Genomic DNA, 15,140 nt, shown 5'->3' on the forward strand with positions numbered 1-15,140 from the left:
AGGCAAACGTTTTACGAAAACGTTTGCACTTTCTATAATTCAATTATACCACTTTAATTTTTTTTGTAAAGGCTTTTATAAAAAAAAGTAGACTTTTTTCTAAAATTTTTGTAGTAAAAAAGGAGATATTAAAATCTCCTCAAATATACTTCTATTTTATTTTAGATTTTCAGGAATCGGCGCATTGAAATTCCTGATCCGATTGAACCGATAAAAATTCCAATCACAAATAATAAGGCAATCATCAGTGGACTGAATACTTCTGGTGATATCATTGAAAGGTTCTGACCAACCAATGACTTATTAACCGATTGGTAAACCATTTTATACACAATAAATACCAAAACTGATGGAAGTGTTGCTCCAAGCAAACCTATGAAGGCACCTTCAAGCAAGAAAGGTCCGCGGATATAGCCGTTCTTAGCACCTACTAAACGCATGATTTGAATTTCACGGCTTCGTGAAATGATGGTGATACGTATAGTATTAGAAATCAAGAACACCGCAATGAAAATCAATAATCCAGCGATAACTAGTCCCCAGACACGAATAAATGAGGCTAACTTAAACAAGCGTTCTGTATTAGCACCACCATCTTGAACTTCTGATACACCTTCGATTTTTTTAGCCTCTTCTGCTACTGTCTTTACATCACTTGGTGTATTTGTATCAACGATATATGCATCATAGAGAGGATTGGCATCGCCTTCAAAGATTTTCCAGTTGTCCCCCATTGTCTCGGTTAATTTTTCATATTGTTCTTCTTTACTTGAAAACGTAACACTTTTAACGGTTGACATACCTTTCAAAGCATCATATACCTTATGGTAGTCGTTATTTGTAACAGTTTGACCTTCTTTTTCAATCGTCTCACTATTATCAGCTACGTCCTTACGAATGTATACCATTACTCGGACATTATTTTCGATATCTGTAGCTAGTTTAGCCGTATTAAAGATAACAGATGCAAATATTGCAACCAAGGTCAAAGTAATCATAACTGAACTAACAGCAGCTACTGTCATCCAGCCATTTCGTTTCAAACTTTTTAACGATTCAAATAAATGACGAAAAAATCTACTAATCATCGTATCCATATTCTCCTTTAGCTTCGTCACGAACGACACGGCCATTTTCAATGGCAATGACACGGTGGCGCAAGGTATTTACAATCTGACTGTTGTGGGTAGCCATCAAGACAGTTGTACCTTGGAGATTGATGCGTTCCAGCAAGTTCATAATTTCCCATGAATTATCTGGGTCCAAGTTTCCTGTTGGTTCGTCCGCAATCAATACTTTTGGATTGTTTACAATGGCGCGTGCAATTGCAATCCGTTGCTGTTCTCCCCCTGAAAGTTCATTTGGGAAAGAACGAACCTTATGCTTCAATCCAACCAAGTCTAAGACTTCCATAACACGTTTTTTGATATTACGGCGACTTTCTCCAATTACCTCCATTGCATAGGCAATATTTTCATAAACGGTTTTCTTTGGTAACAGTTTATAATCTTGGAAGACAACCCCAACACTACGACGTAGGAGAGGGACATCTTTCTTTTTTATTTTAACTAGATTAAAACCAGCAACAGATAAACTTCCTTTTTCGATTTTTACTTCGCGATACAAAGAACGAATAAAGGTTGATTTCCCAGCTCCTGACGGACCTACGATATAGGCAAATTCTCCTGGTTGAATGCTGACCGAAACACCACGTAGGGCAGTCGTTCCGTTGTCGTATTTTTTGACGACATCTCTCATTTCAATGATTGACATGTGAGTTCCTTTCTATCTTAGCTGATTCGCCACTTGAGATAAGCATCGATAAAACCATCTAGGTCTCCATCCATAACCTTATCTACCTGCGTAACTTCAAAACTAGTTCGATGGTCTTTTACCATAGTATAAGGTGTGAAGACATATGAACGAATTTGACTTCCCCATGTGATTTCCTTCTTCTCACCCTTGAGGGAATCGACTTCCGCAGCTTTCTTTTCTTGCTCCATTTGATAGAGCTTAGCCTGCAACATCTTCATGGCACGATCTCTATTTCCATACTGGGTACGATCGACTGTTGACTGAACGACAGTTCCCGTAGGAATGTGTGTCAAACGCACACCTGTGGAAACCTTGTTGACGTTTTGTCCACCAGCACCACCTGAACGGAAAGTATCCATCTTGATATCATCTTCACGGATTTCTACTTCAATAGTATCATCCAATTCTGGCATCACTTCTACAGATGTGAAAGAGGTGTGGCGACGTTTAGCAGAGTCAAATGGTGAAATTCGTACCAAACGGTGTACACCCATTTCTGACTTGAGAAGACCATAGGCATTAGGTCCTTCAAAAGATAAGGTTACTGACTTGATACCAGCTTCATCTCCTGCTTGGTAATCCAATACTTCCACTTTAAAGCCTTTAGCATTTCCATAGCGAGTGTACATACGAAGCAACATATCACCCCAGTCCTGAGCCTCAGTACCACCGGATCCTGGATGGATTTCTAAAATCGCATTATTATGGTCATAAGGTTCTGACAAGAGCAAGGTCATCTCGTAACTGGTCATCATCTTATCAAGTTCGGATAACTGCGTTACCAATTCTTCATGAACCGACTCATCTTCAGCTAAAAAGTCTAATAAAATTTCGACTTCATCCTGCAACTCTTCCATTTTGTGGAAGGTGTTATAGGTGTTTTTTAATTCATTTAATTCTTGCGACGTTTTTTGGGCCGCAATATTATCGTTCCAAAAATCAGGTTCTGTCATCTTGTTTTCCAAGATGGCAATCTCTTCCTCTAAACCTTCGAGGTCAAAGAGACCCCCTGAAAGAAGCTAATTTTTCACGATTTGCGTCAATTTTCTGACGAATTACTGAAATGTCCATAAATACTCCTTTTTACATTATTTCATTATAGCATATTTTATCATTTCTTTCCATCTTTTGCTCTAATTCCTTATTACACGTAAAAAGAAGCCTTTCGGCTTCCCTTCTTACAAGACTTTTGCTGAGGTACGAGTAATCTCTTCTACTTGAATATTCTCTGATTCAAATTTTTCTTTCAAGGCTGGTAAATCAATTGATCCATCGATTTGAACTTCGATAATCACCTTACCATCCTTACGCGGAATATTGACTGTATGCGAGATATTCAAATTTTCTTCTACAATCAAAGAAACAATCTTTCCGAGTACACCAACTTCATTTTCCGTAACAAAGCGTACACGAATCCCTTCTTCGCCATAACCTGCGATTTCAAGAAAGGCTTGGAAAACGTCACGGTCCGTAATAACCCCATAGACTTGATGGTTATCTACGACAGGAAGAATACCAATCTTGTTTTTCAACATCAGATAAGTTGCATCCTCTAGACTCGCATAGCCTGAAACAGTGACAACATCACGAATCATCACATCTTTTACTTTTGTCTTATTTAGAAGATAATTCATCTCATAGATAGAAAGACTTGTTGCTTTGGATGGACTAGCTTGGGCAATGGTTCCCTCAGTTACCAAACCAACCAATTGATCATTTTCGATAACAGGCAAGCGGTGCAACCCTTGCTCTCTCATCAAATCTGCTGCATGAGATACTGTTGTATCTGGACTAATATAAACTACCTTGCGGGTCATAAAATCTTTAACTGCCATGAGACTTCTCCTTTTCTATTCTTATCCCTATTATACAATCTTTTTGTAAATCTATCAAACGCTTACATTTCTTTTTCAAAATTCAGAAAAGTATGAATAAGCTAGCAAAAAGAGCTCTGAAATCGAGCCCTCTGAATGAATGTAAGAAACGTTTCATTCCATTTTTTTCAATTATTAGAAATTAACCTTTTAATGTAGATAAAGATTGCTTTACAATCTATATCTGTCAACTAAAAAGGTCCCCTGGACTATAATGATGATTACTTCGTAATCCTCATCCACCGACTAAAACAATCCAGTGGATTTGATAATTGCTTCGCAATCTTCATCCGCCGACTAAAAAGGTCCCCCGGACCTTTTTAGCCACCTAGATATGCTTTTCTGACTTCTTCTGATGAAGCGAGTTCTTTTCCTGTTCCTGATAGGACGATTTTTCCTGTTTCCAGTACATAGCCTCGGTCAGAGATTGCGAGTGCTTTATTGGCATTTTGTTCAATCAAGAGGACGGTTGTTCCTTGTTTCTGGATGTCTTGAATGATATCAAAAATCTCTTGGATAAAGATTGGGGCAAGTCCCATTGATGGTTCATCTAAAAGAAGAAGTTTTGGTGTTGACATAAGAGCACGTCCCATGGCAAGCATTTGCTGTTCTCCCCCTGAAAGAGTAGCTGCATCTTGGTTCTTCCGTTCTTCAAGACGAGGAAAGCGTGAGAAAACCTTCTTCAAATTAGCTTGATTTTCTTCACGATTTTTCTTTAAGAAAGCTCCCATTTCAAGATTTTCCATAACAGTCAAGCCAGGGAAAACGTGGCGTCCTTCTGGTACTTGTGAAAGACCACCTGCCACGATTTTTTGAGCTGGCATTTTTTGGATTTCTTGACCTAAAAATTCAATTTTTCCAGAACTTGGTCGAACCAAACCTGACAAGGTACGGAGAATGGTTGTCTTACCTGCACCATTGGCACCGATAAGGGAAACAACTTCTCCTTCATTAACTTCAAAGCTTACATCACAGACTGCTTGGATCATGCCGTAATGCACAGAAAGATTATCAACTTTTAACATAGACATTAGGCTTCACCTCCTAGATAAGCTTCGATAACGCGTTTATTGGTCTTAATTTCGTCAGGAGTTCCTTGGGCAATCAAACGACCGTATTCAAGTACGTAGATACGTTCTGTTACTTCCATGACCAAATTCATATCGTGTTCAATCAACATGATTGTAATCTTAAATTCATCTTTGATGCGACGAATTAACTCAGTCAATTCTGCTGTTTCCTGCGGGTTCATACCTGCGGCTGGTTCATCCAAAAAGAGAATTTTAGGTTCCGTAGCGAGGGCACGAACAATTTCCAAACGACGTTGTTGTCCGTAGGCAAGATTTTTAGCCAGAGTTTCTGCATCACCATCTAAATCAAAGATTTTCAGCAATTCCAAAGCCTTAGCCTTTAATTCTTTTTCACTCTTGTAAAAAGCTGGTAAGCGTAAGAAACTAGCAAAAACATGCTGTTTGTGATGGTTGCCAAAGGCAATCAAAACATTATCCAAAACTGTTAAATCTTTAAAGAGACGAATATTTTGGAAAGTACGTCCAAGTCCCAAAGAAGCAATCTTATAAGGTGCCTTCCCATTCAAAAGGTGACCATCTAGTGTTACTGTTCCCTCACTTGGTTCATAGACACCCGTCAAGAGGTTGAAAAGGGTGGTTTTCCCAGCTCCGTTTGGACCGATTAGTCCAACCAATTCCCCTTCGTTCAATTCAAGAGTCACATCTCTAACAGCTGTTGGACCGCCAAAATGTTTGGTTAACTGTTTTACTTCAAGTAATGCCATTAGTTTTGTTCCTCCTTCTTAGATTTTTTAAAGAAACGTGATAGGCTCAATTCCCATGTTCCAAGGAGTCCACCTGGTCTGAAAATCATTACCAATACCAGAGCCAAAGCGTAGATAATCATACGCACGCTAGCAACATCTTGGAGAAGCATATTCAAAATTCCAAGGACAATAGCTGAAACGATTGCACCTGTAATGGAACCAAGTCCACCAAATACAACAATAATCAAAACATTGATTGAGTTGATGAAAGTGTAATCTTTCGGTACAACTGAACCGATAAATCCTGCCTGAAGTGACCCTGCAATACTTGCAGTAATGGCACCAAAGACAAAAGCGATAATTTTAATTTTAGTCGTATTAACCCCAACTGACTCAGCAGCGATTTCATCCTCACGAACAGAAAGGGTTGAACGACCAATTGGACTACGCAAGAAGTTCAAGGTTGCAATAGTTGTAATCACGACAAAGAAGTAAACCATTTGCCAAGTTGTAAAGTTAGGAATTCCCAAGATACCTGCCGCACCATTTGTAAGGCTTCCGCCATTGATGATAAAGATACGGATAATTTCAGAAACACCTAGAGTCGCTACCGCAAGATAGTCCCCCTTCAAGCGCAAGGTTGGAATTCCGACAAGCAAGGCAACTGCTCCTGAAAGCAAAGCCCCTACAAGCATAGCTCCAAAGAAGGCACCGTAGGTTGGTGATTTAGAACCAATAATAGCTGCTGCATAGGCACCAATCGCCATGAAACCAGCATGACCAAGTGAAAATTGGCCTGAAAAACCAACGATTAAGTTGAGACCAACAGCCAGAATAATATTAATTCCAATTTGTTGTAAAATCTGTACATAGAATAGATTAAGTACTCCGACTGAAACCAATACACTAATCAAGCCATAGCCAGCTAACAAAAGGAGTAACCATAGAATATTAACTTTTAAATTTTCCTTCATCGTTTACACCTTCTCTTTCACATTTTTACCAAGGATACCAGCTGGGCGGACAATCAAGATCAACAACAAGATTCCATAAACAATGGCATCACGGAAGTCTGACATTCCAAAGGCTGTCGCAAAGGTTTCCAATAGACCAATCACAAAGCCACCAAGAGCCGCACCAGGAATAATCCCGATACCACCAAGTACTGCGGCAACGAAAGACTTAAGACCTGGAGTAACCCCCATCAAAGGTTCAAGAGAGTTATAATAGAGGGCAATCAGAACACCAGCCGCACCCGCAAGAGCTGAACCCAAAGCGAAGGTAAAGCTGATAGTACGATTTACATTGATCCCCATCAATTGCGCTGCATCGCTATCTACGGATACCGCACGCATGGCTTTCCCCATCTTTGTTTTTTGGACAATGACTTGTAACAAAATCATCAAAATCAAGGAAATGGCCAAGATCATTAACTGCACATTTGTTAAGCTGATTGGTCCCAAATCATAGCGAACTGTTTGAATCGCTTGAGGGAAGGCACGGGTATTGGCACCAACCAGATAGACCATCCCATACTCCAATAGGAAAGAAACCCCAATAGCTGTAATCAAAACAGCAATACGAGTAGAGTGACGCAAAGGTCGGTAAGCAAGGAACTCAATCACGACACCAAGAATGGCTGTCGCTAACATAGCTACAATAAGAGCTACAAAGAAATTCATTTGGAAAGAATTAATCAAGAAATAACCGATAAAGGCTCCCATCATATAAATATCACCGTGGGCGAAGTTGATGAGCTTGATAATTCCGTAAACCATGGTATATCCTAGGGCTAACAGCGCATAAACACTACCTAGAATCAAACCATTTACTAGTTGTTGGAGCATAAGATTCACTCTTTCTATTTATAATTTTGAGGGTTTCCCCTCACTTTTTGATAGGTTCTTAAACACCGAAACAGGGAGTGAGTCAGAGGCTCATTCCCTATTTCAACATTTTTCTATTATGGTTTTACAACTTCTGCTGCTTCAACCTTACCATTGTTCATGGTCATCATGTAAGCAGTTTTGACTGTGTTGTGGTCTGCATCGAAGCTTGTTTGACCAGTTACACCTTCAAAATCTTTTGTTTTAGCAAGGTTATCCTTGATTTCACCTGAGTTTTTAGCACCTTTTGCTGCGTTTGCTACAAGGTGAACTGAGTCATAAGCCAAGGCTGCAAATGTTGAAGGCTCTTCGTTGTACTTAGCACGGTAAGCATCAAGGAAAGCTTTTGCTTTAGCTGAAACTTCTACAGTAGTTGAGAAGCCTGAGATAAAGTAGATGTTTGATGCTTTTTCAGCAGTTGCTTGTTGTACAAACTCTTCACCGTTGAATCCATCACCACCAACGATTGGTTTATCAATTCCCATACCACGCGCTTGGTTTACAATTTTACCAGCTTCAGTGTAGTAACCAGGGACGATGATAGCATCAAAGTCTTTCCCTTTCATTTTTGTAAGGGCTGCTTGAAAGTCTGTGTCACCTGCTACGAAAGTTTCATCTGCAACGATTTCACCTTTGTAAGCTTCACGGAAGGCTTTAGCAATACCTTTAGCATAGTCGCTGGCATTATCAGTGTAAAGAACAACTTTCTTAGCTTGCAATTTATCAGAAACATAGTTTGAGATAATTTTTCCTTGGAAGCTATCTTGGAAAGTTCCGATAAAGAGGTAATCTTGACCTTTAGTCAATCCATCTTGAGTCGCACTTGGCGAAATCAATGGAACACCTGCTTTTGTAGCGTTCGCTACCGCAGCTGCAGTCGCACCAGATGTCGCAGGTCCTACGATTGCTGATACTTTAGATTGAGTTACAAGGTTAGTTGTTACTGAAGCCGCCTCAGCTGTTTCAGACTTGTTATCTTTATCAACTACTTCGATTTGTTTTCCATCGATACCACCTGCTGCATTGATTTCATCAACGGCAAGTTGGGCACCTTTTTGTTCAGATGTTCCGTAGGCTGCTACAGCACCAGTTTCTTCGAAGTTAAATCCGATTTTGATTGTCTTTTCATCTACTGAGTTACCAGCAGCGTTCGACGCTCCAGACTTCACTTCTCCACAGGCTGCAAGAAGTGCTACACTTGCAAGTGCCACAAACGATAGGGCAAATTTTTTCTTCATCTTTTTTGTCTCCTTATTTCTTAAATAAATAGCATGTTAAGAATATACCGAATTATCAGAAAATTGTCAACACTTTTCTTGAACTTTTTCGATGATAACGTTTTCCTCTCGATAAAGATTGCCCACAAAGGGTGTTTCCAGCTCTTGGATATGACAAACTCTGACTTTTTTTATAAACTTTTCCTTGCTCAAGCGCCCAATCAATTGCTCCACTTCTTGAGTTGGAACATAGAGTTGTAAGTAACGATGTTTCTTGGAATGATAGGTAATATCTCCATAATCCTGCAGTTTTTTTGCATCACGATTATAGTAAAGATAGATAATCAAGCCAGATCGATTGACTTTTTCAAACATGATAAATCCTCTTTCTAAGAAATCTCTCCCTATTATACCAAAAAAAGCAAACCCAGTCGAGTTTGCCTCCTTTGATTATTAGTTCAATGAATTGTTGGCCATGATTTCATCAATAAAGCCATATTCAAGTGTTTCTTGGGCACTCATCCAATTATCACGTTCTGCATCTGCATGGACTTTTTCGATTGACTGACCTGAATTTTCAGCCAATATTTTTTCCAAGATGTTACGAGTTTTAAGCAAGTGTTCTGCAGCGATCGCCATATCGGTTTGCTGAGTACCTCCACCTGTACCACCCATTGGTTGGTGGATCATATACTCTGCATTTGGAAGCATGAAACGTTTGCCTTTTGCTCCACTTGATGCAATGACCGTCCCCATAGATGCTGCCATTCCCATAACAATGGTTTGGACATCTGCCTTGATAAAGTTCATGGTATCAACGATTGCCAAACCAGCTGAAACGGAACCACCAGGTGTATTGACATAAAGGTAAATATCTTTTGTACTATCTTGGGCATCCAAGAAAAGCAATTGAGCAATAACAGAGTTAGCCATATTGTCTTCAACTGGGCCTGTCAGCATAATGATGCGGTCTTTGAGAAGACGTGAGTAAATATCGTAGGAACGTTCTCCACGGCTTGTTTGTTCAATAACTACAGGAATCATTTATTTCTCCTTTTGAGTTTTAATTTTGTTGGTCAAATGACTGAAGATAAGACTATTATAATATATTGGTCAAAAAAGGTCAAATTTTTGCTCTGCTTTCATTAGACAGAAACAAAAATTCAACCTCCTTTCGTGACTGGAGCTTCTTTCCCAAGTCAATCTTCTTTTCGATCTTATTTTGTACCGAACAAGCGGTCTCCAGCATCTCCAAGACCTGGAACGATATAACCGTGTTCGTTCAAGCGTTCATCCAAGGCTGCTGTAAAGATTTCTACATCTGGATGAGCTTCTTGAAGGGCTTTAACACCTTCTGGAGCAGATACAAGGCAGACAAATTTGATATTTGATGCGCCACGTTTTTTAAGAGAATCAACAGCCAAGATTGCTGAGCCACCTGTTGCCAACATTGGGTCTACCACAAAAATTTGACGTTGGTCAATATCTTCAGGCAATTTCACCAAGTACTCAACTGGTTGAAGCGTTTCTTCATCACGGTACATACCGATGTGGCCAACTTTAGCAGCTGGAACCAAGCTCAAAAGTCCATCAACCATCCCGATACCTGCACGCAAGATTGGAACGATAGCCAATTTCTTACCTGCCAATTGTTTTTGAACTGTTTTTGTGATTGGTGTTTCGATTTCCACATCTTCTAGTGGAAGATCACGAAGTACTTCATATCCCATCAACATTGCAATCTCATCTACTAGCTCACGGAAAGCTTTTGTAGAAGTATCTGTACGACGTAAGATTGACAATTTGTGTTGAATCAGTGGATGATTAATAACTTCAATTTTTCCCATTTTTGGAATTCCTTCTTTCAATTTATTCTTCTTATTATACCAAAAAACGGTTTAAAAATCTTTCTAAACCATTTATTTTTGATAATTTTTACATTAAATCCGCCTCTTTAAGAGCTGCCTGCACTGTCTCAAGTGGTAAATGGGTTAATTCTGTTCCCTTTTCTTGATAAAGGTATTGGGCATAGTCGTCCATTCGGTACTGGTTGATATAAACCACGCGCTTACAACCAACCTGAAGCAATTGTTTTGTACAGTTTAGACATGGAAAGTGGGTCACATAGGCTGTAAAGCCTTTGGGAACCCCACGTTCTGCACCTTGGAGAATGGCATTAACCTCTGCGTGAAGAGTGCGAACACAGTGACCTTCGATGACCAGACATTCGTGATCAATACAATGCTCAGTCCCTGACACCGAACCATTATAACCAGTGGAAATAACTTTATTATCCTTTACCAAAATTGCGCCCACTTTGGCACGTTTACAAGTGGAACGATTGGCAATTAGTAAGGCTTGGGCTGCAAAATACTCATCCCATGCTAGTCTTTTTTCAGTCATATCTCTTCTCCTTTTTCTCTATTTTTTAAAAAATGGTAAACCTAAATCTGCAATCTTTTCAGCTGGTACCTTCATGCCATCCTTGATCCATTTTAGAAGGACAGAAACGATGGCCGAGCTCCAAAAGGAATGAAGATAAGAGCTGACACCTTTTGATTTCCCATGGTATTTTTCTAAAAATTCCTGCATGGCTTGGACAAAGATTTTTTCCAGATGGTAATCCAAGGCCAATTGAATCACTCTGGCTTCCTTTCTGGCCTCTCGGAAAAGGTGAACCCAGACCAGATAAAGGTCTGTCTTTAAATCATAATGATGCAACTGTTCCATAATATTGTGGACAGTTCGTTTAAAGACGCTTTCTAAAATCTCCTCTTTGGAATCATAATTGCGATAAAGGCCGCACGCGAAACGCCTGCACGTTTGACCAATTCAGAAATACTAATCTTGGTCAAGTCCTTTTTTTCCAAGAGTTGCAAGAGGGCTGTTTCGATGGCTTCTCTAGTTAATAAATTGGATTCTTGGTTTGATTTTCTGAGATTTTCAAGAGACTTTTCAGAGATTCTACGTTCAGACATAACATTTTCTTTCTACTTGTCACAACAGACGGATGAGGCTTTTGTTTCAAGGGCTTTCATGATATAATTGTAAAAAAAGACAGAACCTTTGTCAATGTATAACTGACAAAGATGGAGAATTTCTATGACTTGGAAGATTATTGCTGACTCTGGTTGTGATTATCGTCAGCTGGCAACACCAGCTATTGACACGACCTTTATAAGTGTCCCCTTAACCATTCAAGTAGCTGATCAGGTCTTTGTTGATGATGCCAATCTTGACATTGACCAAATGATGGAAACCATGTATGCAACTGCAGAAGCTTCAAAATCAGCTTGTCCAAGCCCAGATGATTATTTACGAGCATTTGAAGGAGCCAAAAACATTTTCCTAGTAACCATCACTGGTACTCTTTCTGGCAGTCACAATAGTGCTCAACTAGCAAAGAATATTTATCTTGAAGACCATCCTGATACTAAAATTCATGTAATTGATAGTTTGTCTGCTGGTGGGGAAGTTGACTTGCTCGTAGAAAAATTGAATAACTTGATTGACCAGGGCTTGTCTTTTGAAGAAGTGGTTGAAGCTATCACCGCCTATCAAGAAAAAACCAAGTTACTTTTTGTCCTAGCTAAAGTCGATAACTTGGTGAAGAACGGCCGTTTGAGCAAGCTTATCGGTACGGTCGTTGGCCTTCTCAATATCCGTATGGTCGGAGAAGCTAGTGAAACTGGAACTCTCGAATTGCTACAAAAAGCACGAGGACCAAAGAAATCAGTTCAAGCTGCCTATGATGAAATCATTAAAGCTGGATATGCTGGTGGCCGTATTGTCATGGCCCAACGTAATAACGAGAAATGTTGCCAACAGCTTTCAGACCGAATACGTGAAACCTTCCCACAGGCGGATATTAAAATTCTCCCAACATCTGGTCTCTGCAGTTTTTATGCAGAAGATGGTGGTTTGCTGATGGGGTATGAAATTGATTAATTGCATTCTTGACAAGAGGTGACTTCATCTCTTGTTTTTTTGTGGTACAATAGAGCTATGAAACATTTTGATACTATCGTCATTGGTGGAGGTCCTGCTGGTATGATGGCTACGATTTCCAGTAGCTTTTATGGACAGAAAACCCTCCTCATCGAAAAAAATCGGAAACTTGGAAAAAAATTAGCTGGTACTGGTGGGGGACGTTGCAATGTAACCAACAACGGAACTCTAGATGACCTACTAGCTGGCATCCCTGGAAATGGGCGCTTTCTCTACAGTGTCTTCTCCCAATTTGATAACCATGATATCATTAATTTTTTTACAGAAAATGGTGTTAAACTTAAGGTCGAAGACCACGGACGCGTCTTTCCTGCTAGTGACAAGTCTCGGACCATTATCGAGGCCTTGGAAAAGAAAATCACTGAGCTAGGCGGCCAAGTTGCTACTCAAACCGAAATTGTTTCGGTTAAAAAGGTAGAAAATCAGTTTGTCCTTAAGTCCATAGACCAAAGCTTCACTTGCGATAAACTGATTGTCACAACAGGTGGTAAATCCTATCCTTCGACTGGTTCAACTGGGTTTGGTCACGAGATCGCCCGTCATTTTAAGCACACCATCACCGAACTTGAGGCCGCTGAGAGTCCTTTGTTGACAGATTTTCCACACAAGGTCTTGCAGGGTATTTCGCTGGACGATGTGACCCTAAGCTATGGTAAGCATGTCATCACTCACGATTTGCTCTTTACCCACTTTGGTTTGTCTGGCCCTGCTGCCCTACGTATGTCTAGTTTTGTCAAGGGTGGTGAAATCCTTTCACTGGATGTCTTGCCTCATCTTTCTGAAAATGACTTGACTACATTTCTAGAAGAAAATCGGGAAAAATCCTTGAAAAATGCCTTAAAAACTTTGCTTCCAGAACGCTTGGCAGATTTTTTTGTGCAAGGCTATCCTGACAAAGTCAAACAGTTGAGTGAAAAGGAACAAGAACAACTTCTCCAGTCTATTAAGACCCTCAAAATCCCTGTGACTGGTAAAATGTCTCTCGCCAAATCCTTTGTTACCAAGGGTGGTGTCAGTCTTAAGGAAATCAACCCTAAAACCCTTGAAAGTAAGCTAGTACCTGGCCTTCACTTTGCTGGCGAAGTCATGGATATCAATGCCCACACGGGTGGCTTTAATATCACTTCAGCCCTCTGTACCGGTTGGGTGGCAGGCTCAAATCAAATATATAAATAATTGAATGACTAAAATACAAAATAAGAAAGGAACTACTTTGGAACATATTATTTTACTAAGAGGCGTTACTCCTAATGGAAAAAATGCTATCCCGAAAATGTCTTATTTGGTAGATATTTTGACAGAAGCTGGTTTTCAACACGTTCGAACCTATATTCAAAGTGGGAATATCATTCTTGAGAGTGACTCAGATTTAGAAGAAATACGAGAACGCGTTCATACTTTGATAAAGGAAAAAATTGGGGCCGACTTAAAAATGGTTATCAAGAATAAGAACGATTTTGAAAAGATTGTTCATGAGAATCCATTTAAAGAAGACTATCTTCATGATCGTGTGCATGTAATTCTTTATCAAGGACTTATCCAAAGTCTGCCACTAGAAAAATTGAAAACTGACTACGGCGAGGAAGAAATCTGTGTAGGCGATTACTGTCTCTACCTCTATCTTCCTAGAACTGCAAAACAAAAAAAGCTCAATACCAACTATCTTGAAAAATTGTTTGGCGTGGTTCTGACCATGCGAAAGTTAAACGTAGTTGAAAAACTATTAACCAAATAGTACTTGAAACCAGAAAAAATCAGCAGAGGTAACTCCGCTGATTTTTATTTTGTCTGTGTCTGAACGTAAGCCGCAATGGCATCTGATGTGTATTGAGCTGTACCAGGTCCAAATTTGTCAATGTTTTCCTTAAACTCTGGGTTGTAGACGTAGCCTTTACCGATATGGCCGAAGACCTCAATAGAGCAGTCAAATCCATAAGTACGAATAGCTTGCAAGAGCTTAGCTGCTTGCTCTTGGTTTTCGGTTGCTTTTGCAGGTAAACCAGCTTGAAGATTTTGTGACAAGGCTCGAAAGACTTGATTGAAGGCAGCCGTAGCTTCGTCTTCGTGACCTTTTTGGCGCTCGAGCGCTTGGTCCATGACTTCTTGTCCATATTTCTCTACCGCCTCTTGGTGGTATTTTTGATGGTCTTGGTAGTTAAATCCAGCAAATTTCTCTTGAATGCTCATTTCTCTTTCTCCTTTTTGTTCTTGAATGGTTTTTTGTAAGGTTGAAATCAGGGTATCCAGATGTTGCCTTTCTCGAGTTAGATAATCCAACTGCCTAGTCAAATGGGGCAATAAATCTGTCCTTTCTTCCTTTAACAGCTCTGCTATTTTTTCTAAAGAAAAACCTAGATATTTGTAATACAGAATGACCTGAAGTTGTTCCAAATCCTCCTGACTATAGGTTCGATAGCCGTTTTCCGACTTTAAGGGAACCAAGAGTCCTATCTTATCGTAGTGGTGCAGAGTCTTGACAGAGACACCTGAAAGCTGCGCAGCTTCTTTTATATGGTACATGATTTCCTCCTTATACTCAATGAAAATCAAAGAGCAAACTAGG

The 15,140-nt window shown here is 39.8% G+C and carries 17 protein-coding genes and 1 pseudogene; 3 read left to right on the forward strand and 15 right to left on the reverse strand.

The window, feature by feature from the left end; genetic code table 11:
• Positions 1-161: 161 nt before the first annotated feature.
• From ftsX to HMPREF2764_RS06095, 14 genes and pseudogenes are all read right to left on the reverse strand, one after another.
• Positions 162-1,088 carry a permease-like cell division protein FtsX gene (gene ftsX / locus HMPREF2764_RS06030; RefSeq protein ID WP_000625545.1) on the reverse strand — a complete coding sequence of 309 codons (927 nt, stop codon included), beginning with the start codon at positions 1,086-1,088 and terminating at the stop codon, positions 162-164.
• Positions 1,081-1,773, reverse strand: a complete 693-nt coding sequence (gene ftsE, locus HMPREF2764_RS06035) for a cell division ATP-binding protein FtsE (protein WP_000022260.1) — start codon at positions 1,771-1,773, stop codon at positions 1,081-1,083. Before ftsE ends, ftsX begins: the two co-directional genes overlap by 8 nt.
• A 17-nt stretch (positions 1,774-1,790) precedes the next feature.
• Positions 1,791-2,886 (reverse strand): peptide chain release factor 2 gene (prfB, locus tag HMPREF2764_RS06040; protein ID WP_148129361.1). Its coding sequence is split into 2 segments (ribosomal slippage): positions 1,791-2,813 and positions 2,815-2,886, totalling 1,095 coding nucleotides; the frame shifts between segments, so codons are not numbered across the junction.
• Between the two features lie 107 nt (positions 2,887-2,993).
• Complete coding sequence (locus tag HMPREF2764_RS06045) at positions 2,994-3,650, reverse strand: CBS domain-containing protein (RefSeq protein WP_004256822.1); 657 nt, start codon at positions 3,648-3,650, stop codon at positions 2,994-2,996.
• Between the two features lie 359 nt (positions 3,651-4,009).
• A complete protein-coding gene (locus HMPREF2764_RS06050; RefSeq protein ID WP_070527993.1) occupies positions 4,010-4,720 on the reverse strand; it encodes an ABC transporter ATP-binding protein in 711 nt (236 codons plus the stop codon).
• A complete protein-coding gene (locus HMPREF2764_RS06055) occupies positions 4,720-5,484 on the reverse strand; it encodes an ABC transporter ATP-binding protein (protein ID WP_070527996.1) in 765 nt (254 codons plus the stop codon). The genes HMPREF2764_RS06050 and HMPREF2764_RS06055 overlap by 1 nt, the downstream gene beginning before the upstream one ends.
• Entirely contained in the window at positions 5,484-6,440 is a 957-nt protein-coding gene (locus HMPREF2764_RS06060; RefSeq protein WP_000662290.1) for a branched-chain amino acid ABC transporter permease, read from the reverse strand. The genes HMPREF2764_RS06055 and HMPREF2764_RS06060 overlap by 1 nt, the downstream gene beginning before the upstream one ends.
• Before the next feature lie 3 nt (positions 6,441-6,443).
• The gene (locus HMPREF2764_RS06065) at positions 6,444-7,313 is read right to left on the reverse strand and encodes a branched-chain amino acid ABC transporter permease (RefSeq protein WP_000941421.1); all 870 of its coding nucleotides are present in this window, start codon (positions 7,311-7,313) and stop codon (positions 6,444-6,446) included.
• A gap of 116 nt (positions 7,314-7,429) precedes the next feature.
• Positions 7,430-8,590 carry an ABC transporter substrate-binding protein gene (locus tag HMPREF2764_RS06070; RefSeq protein WP_045611943.1) on the reverse strand — a complete coding sequence of 387 codons (1,161 nt, stop codon included), beginning with the start codon at positions 8,588-8,590 and terminating at the stop codon, positions 7,430-7,432.
• 66 nt (positions 8,591-8,656) lie between these two features.
• Positions 8,657-8,944 (reverse strand): YlbG family protein, encoded by a 288-nt coding sequence (locus HMPREF2764_RS06075; RefSeq protein ID WP_020903478.1) that lies wholly within the window; start codon positions 8,942-8,944, stop codon positions 8,657-8,659.
• A 78-nt stretch (positions 8,945-9,022) separates the two neighbouring features.
• Positions 9,023-9,613, reverse strand: coding sequence for an ATP-dependent Clp protease proteolytic subunit ClpP (gene clpP / locus HMPREF2764_RS06080; protein ID WP_000613471.1), 591 nt, complete (start codon positions 9,611-9,613; stop codon positions 9,023-9,025).
• Positions 9,614-9,786: 173 nt separating this feature from the next.
• Positions 9,787-10,416 (reverse strand): uracil phosphoribosyltransferase, encoded by a 630-nt coding sequence (gene upp / locus HMPREF2764_RS06085; protein ID WP_000515974.1) that lies wholly within the window; start codon positions 10,414-10,416, stop codon positions 9,787-9,789.
• A gap of 88 nt (positions 10,417-10,504) precedes the next feature.
• Positions 10,505-10,972: a deoxycytidylate deaminase gene (locus HMPREF2764_RS06090; RefSeq protein WP_000136973.1), complete on the reverse strand. Its 468-nt coding sequence runs from the start codon at positions 10,970-10,972 to the stop codon at positions 10,505-10,507.
• An 18-nt stretch (positions 10,973-10,990) separates the two neighbouring features.
• Positions 10,991-11,547, reverse strand: a pseudogene (locus HMPREF2764_RS06095) (TetR/AcrR family transcriptional regulator).
• Between the two features lie 124 nt (positions 11,548-11,671).
• On the opposite strand from HMPREF2764_RS06095, the gene HMPREF2764_RS06100 reads away from it, so the two are divergent.
• From HMPREF2764_RS06100 to HMPREF2764_RS06110, 3 genes are read left to right on the forward strand one after another with little or no spacing between them, the layout of a single operon-like run.
• A complete protein-coding gene (locus HMPREF2764_RS06100) occupies positions 11,672-12,517 on the forward strand; it encodes a DegV family protein (protein WP_070528000.1) in 846 nt (281 codons plus the stop codon).
• Positions 12,518-12,574: 57 nt separating this feature from the next.
• On the forward strand, positions 12,575-13,753 hold the full coding sequence (locus tag HMPREF2764_RS06105) for an aminoacetone oxidase (RefSeq protein WP_070528087.1): 1,179 nt from the start codon (positions 12,575-12,577) through the stop codon (positions 13,751-13,753).
• Positions 13,754-13,790: 37 nt separating this feature from the next.
• Positions 13,791-14,312, forward strand: coding sequence for a DUF1697 domain-containing protein (locus HMPREF2764_RS06110; protein WP_042767777.1), 522 nt, complete (start codon positions 13,791-13,793; stop codon positions 14,310-14,312).
• 44 nt (positions 14,313-14,356) lie between these two features.
• Here HMPREF2764_RS06110 and HMPREF2764_RS06115 read toward each other — a convergent pair whose 3' ends face one another.
• Positions 14,357-15,097, reverse strand: coding sequence for a MerR family transcriptional regulator (locus HMPREF2764_RS06115; RefSeq protein WP_070528003.1), 741 nt, complete (start codon positions 15,095-15,097; stop codon positions 14,357-14,359).
• Between the last annotated feature and the right edge of the window lie 43 nt (positions 15,098-15,140).

Source organism: Streptococcus sp. HMSC073F11, from assembly GCF_001810785.1.
Taxonomy (GTDB): Bacteria; Bacillota; Bacilli; order Lactobacillales; family Streptococcaceae; genus Streptococcus.

Excerpts from the sequence above, each read along its gene's own strand:
- ftsX (WP_000625545.1), bottom strand. The coding sequence starts at position 1,088 with ATGATTAGTAGATTTTTTCGTCATTTATTTGAATCGTTAAAAAGTTTG.
- ftsE (WP_000022260.1), bottom strand. The coding sequence starts at position 1,773 with ATGTCAATCATTGAAATGAGAGATGTCGTCAAAAAATACGACAACGGA.
- HMPREF2764_RS06045 (WP_004256822.1), bottom strand. The coding sequence starts at position 3,650 with ATGGCAGTTAAAGATTTTATGACCCGCAAGGTAGTTTATATTAGTCCA.
- HMPREF2764_RS06050 (WP_070527993.1), bottom strand. The coding sequence starts at position 4,720 with ATGTCTATGTTAAAAGTTGATAATCTTTCTGTGCATTACGGCATGATC.
- HMPREF2764_RS06055 (WP_070527996.1), bottom strand. The coding sequence starts at position 5,484 with ATGGCATTACTTGAAGTAAAACAGTTAACCAAACATTTTGGCGGTCCA.
- HMPREF2764_RS06060 (WP_000662290.1), bottom strand. The coding sequence starts at position 6,440 with ATGAAGGAAAATTTAAAAGTTAATATTCTATGGTTACTCCTTTTGTTA.
- HMPREF2764_RS06065 (WP_000941421.1), bottom strand. The coding sequence starts at position 7,313 with ATGCTCCAACAACTAGTAAATGGTTTGATTCTAGGTAGTGTTTATGCG.
- HMPREF2764_RS06070 (WP_045611943.1), bottom strand. The coding sequence starts at position 8,590 with ATGAAGAAAAAATTTGCCCTATCGTTTGTGGCACTTGCAAGTGTAGCA.
- HMPREF2764_RS06075 (WP_020903478.1), bottom strand. The coding sequence starts at position 8,944 with ATGTTTGAAAAAGTCAATCGATCTGGCTTGATTATCTATCTTTACTAT.
- clpP (WP_000613471.1), bottom strand. The coding sequence starts at position 9,613 with ATGATTCCTGTAGTTATTGAACAAACAAGCCGTGGAGAACGTTCCTAC.
- upp (WP_000515974.1), bottom strand. The coding sequence starts at position 10,416 with ATGGGAAAAATTGAAGTTATTAATCATCCACTGATTCAACACAAATTG.
- HMPREF2764_RS06090 (WP_000136973.1), bottom strand. The coding sequence starts at position 10,972 with ATGACTGAAAAAAGACTAGCATGGGATGAGTATTTTGCAGCCCAAGCC.
- HMPREF2764_RS06100 (WP_070528000.1), top strand. The coding sequence starts at position 11,672 with ATGACTTGGAAGATTATTGCTGACTCTGGTTGTGATTATCGTCAGCTG.
- HMPREF2764_RS06105 (WP_070528087.1), top strand. The coding sequence starts at position 12,575 with ATGAAACATTTTGATACTATCGTCATTGGTGGAGGTCCTGCTGGTATG.
- HMPREF2764_RS06115 (WP_070528003.1), bottom strand. The coding sequence starts at position 15,097 with ATGTACCATATAAAAGAAGCTGCGCAGCTTTCAGGTGTCTCTGTCAAG.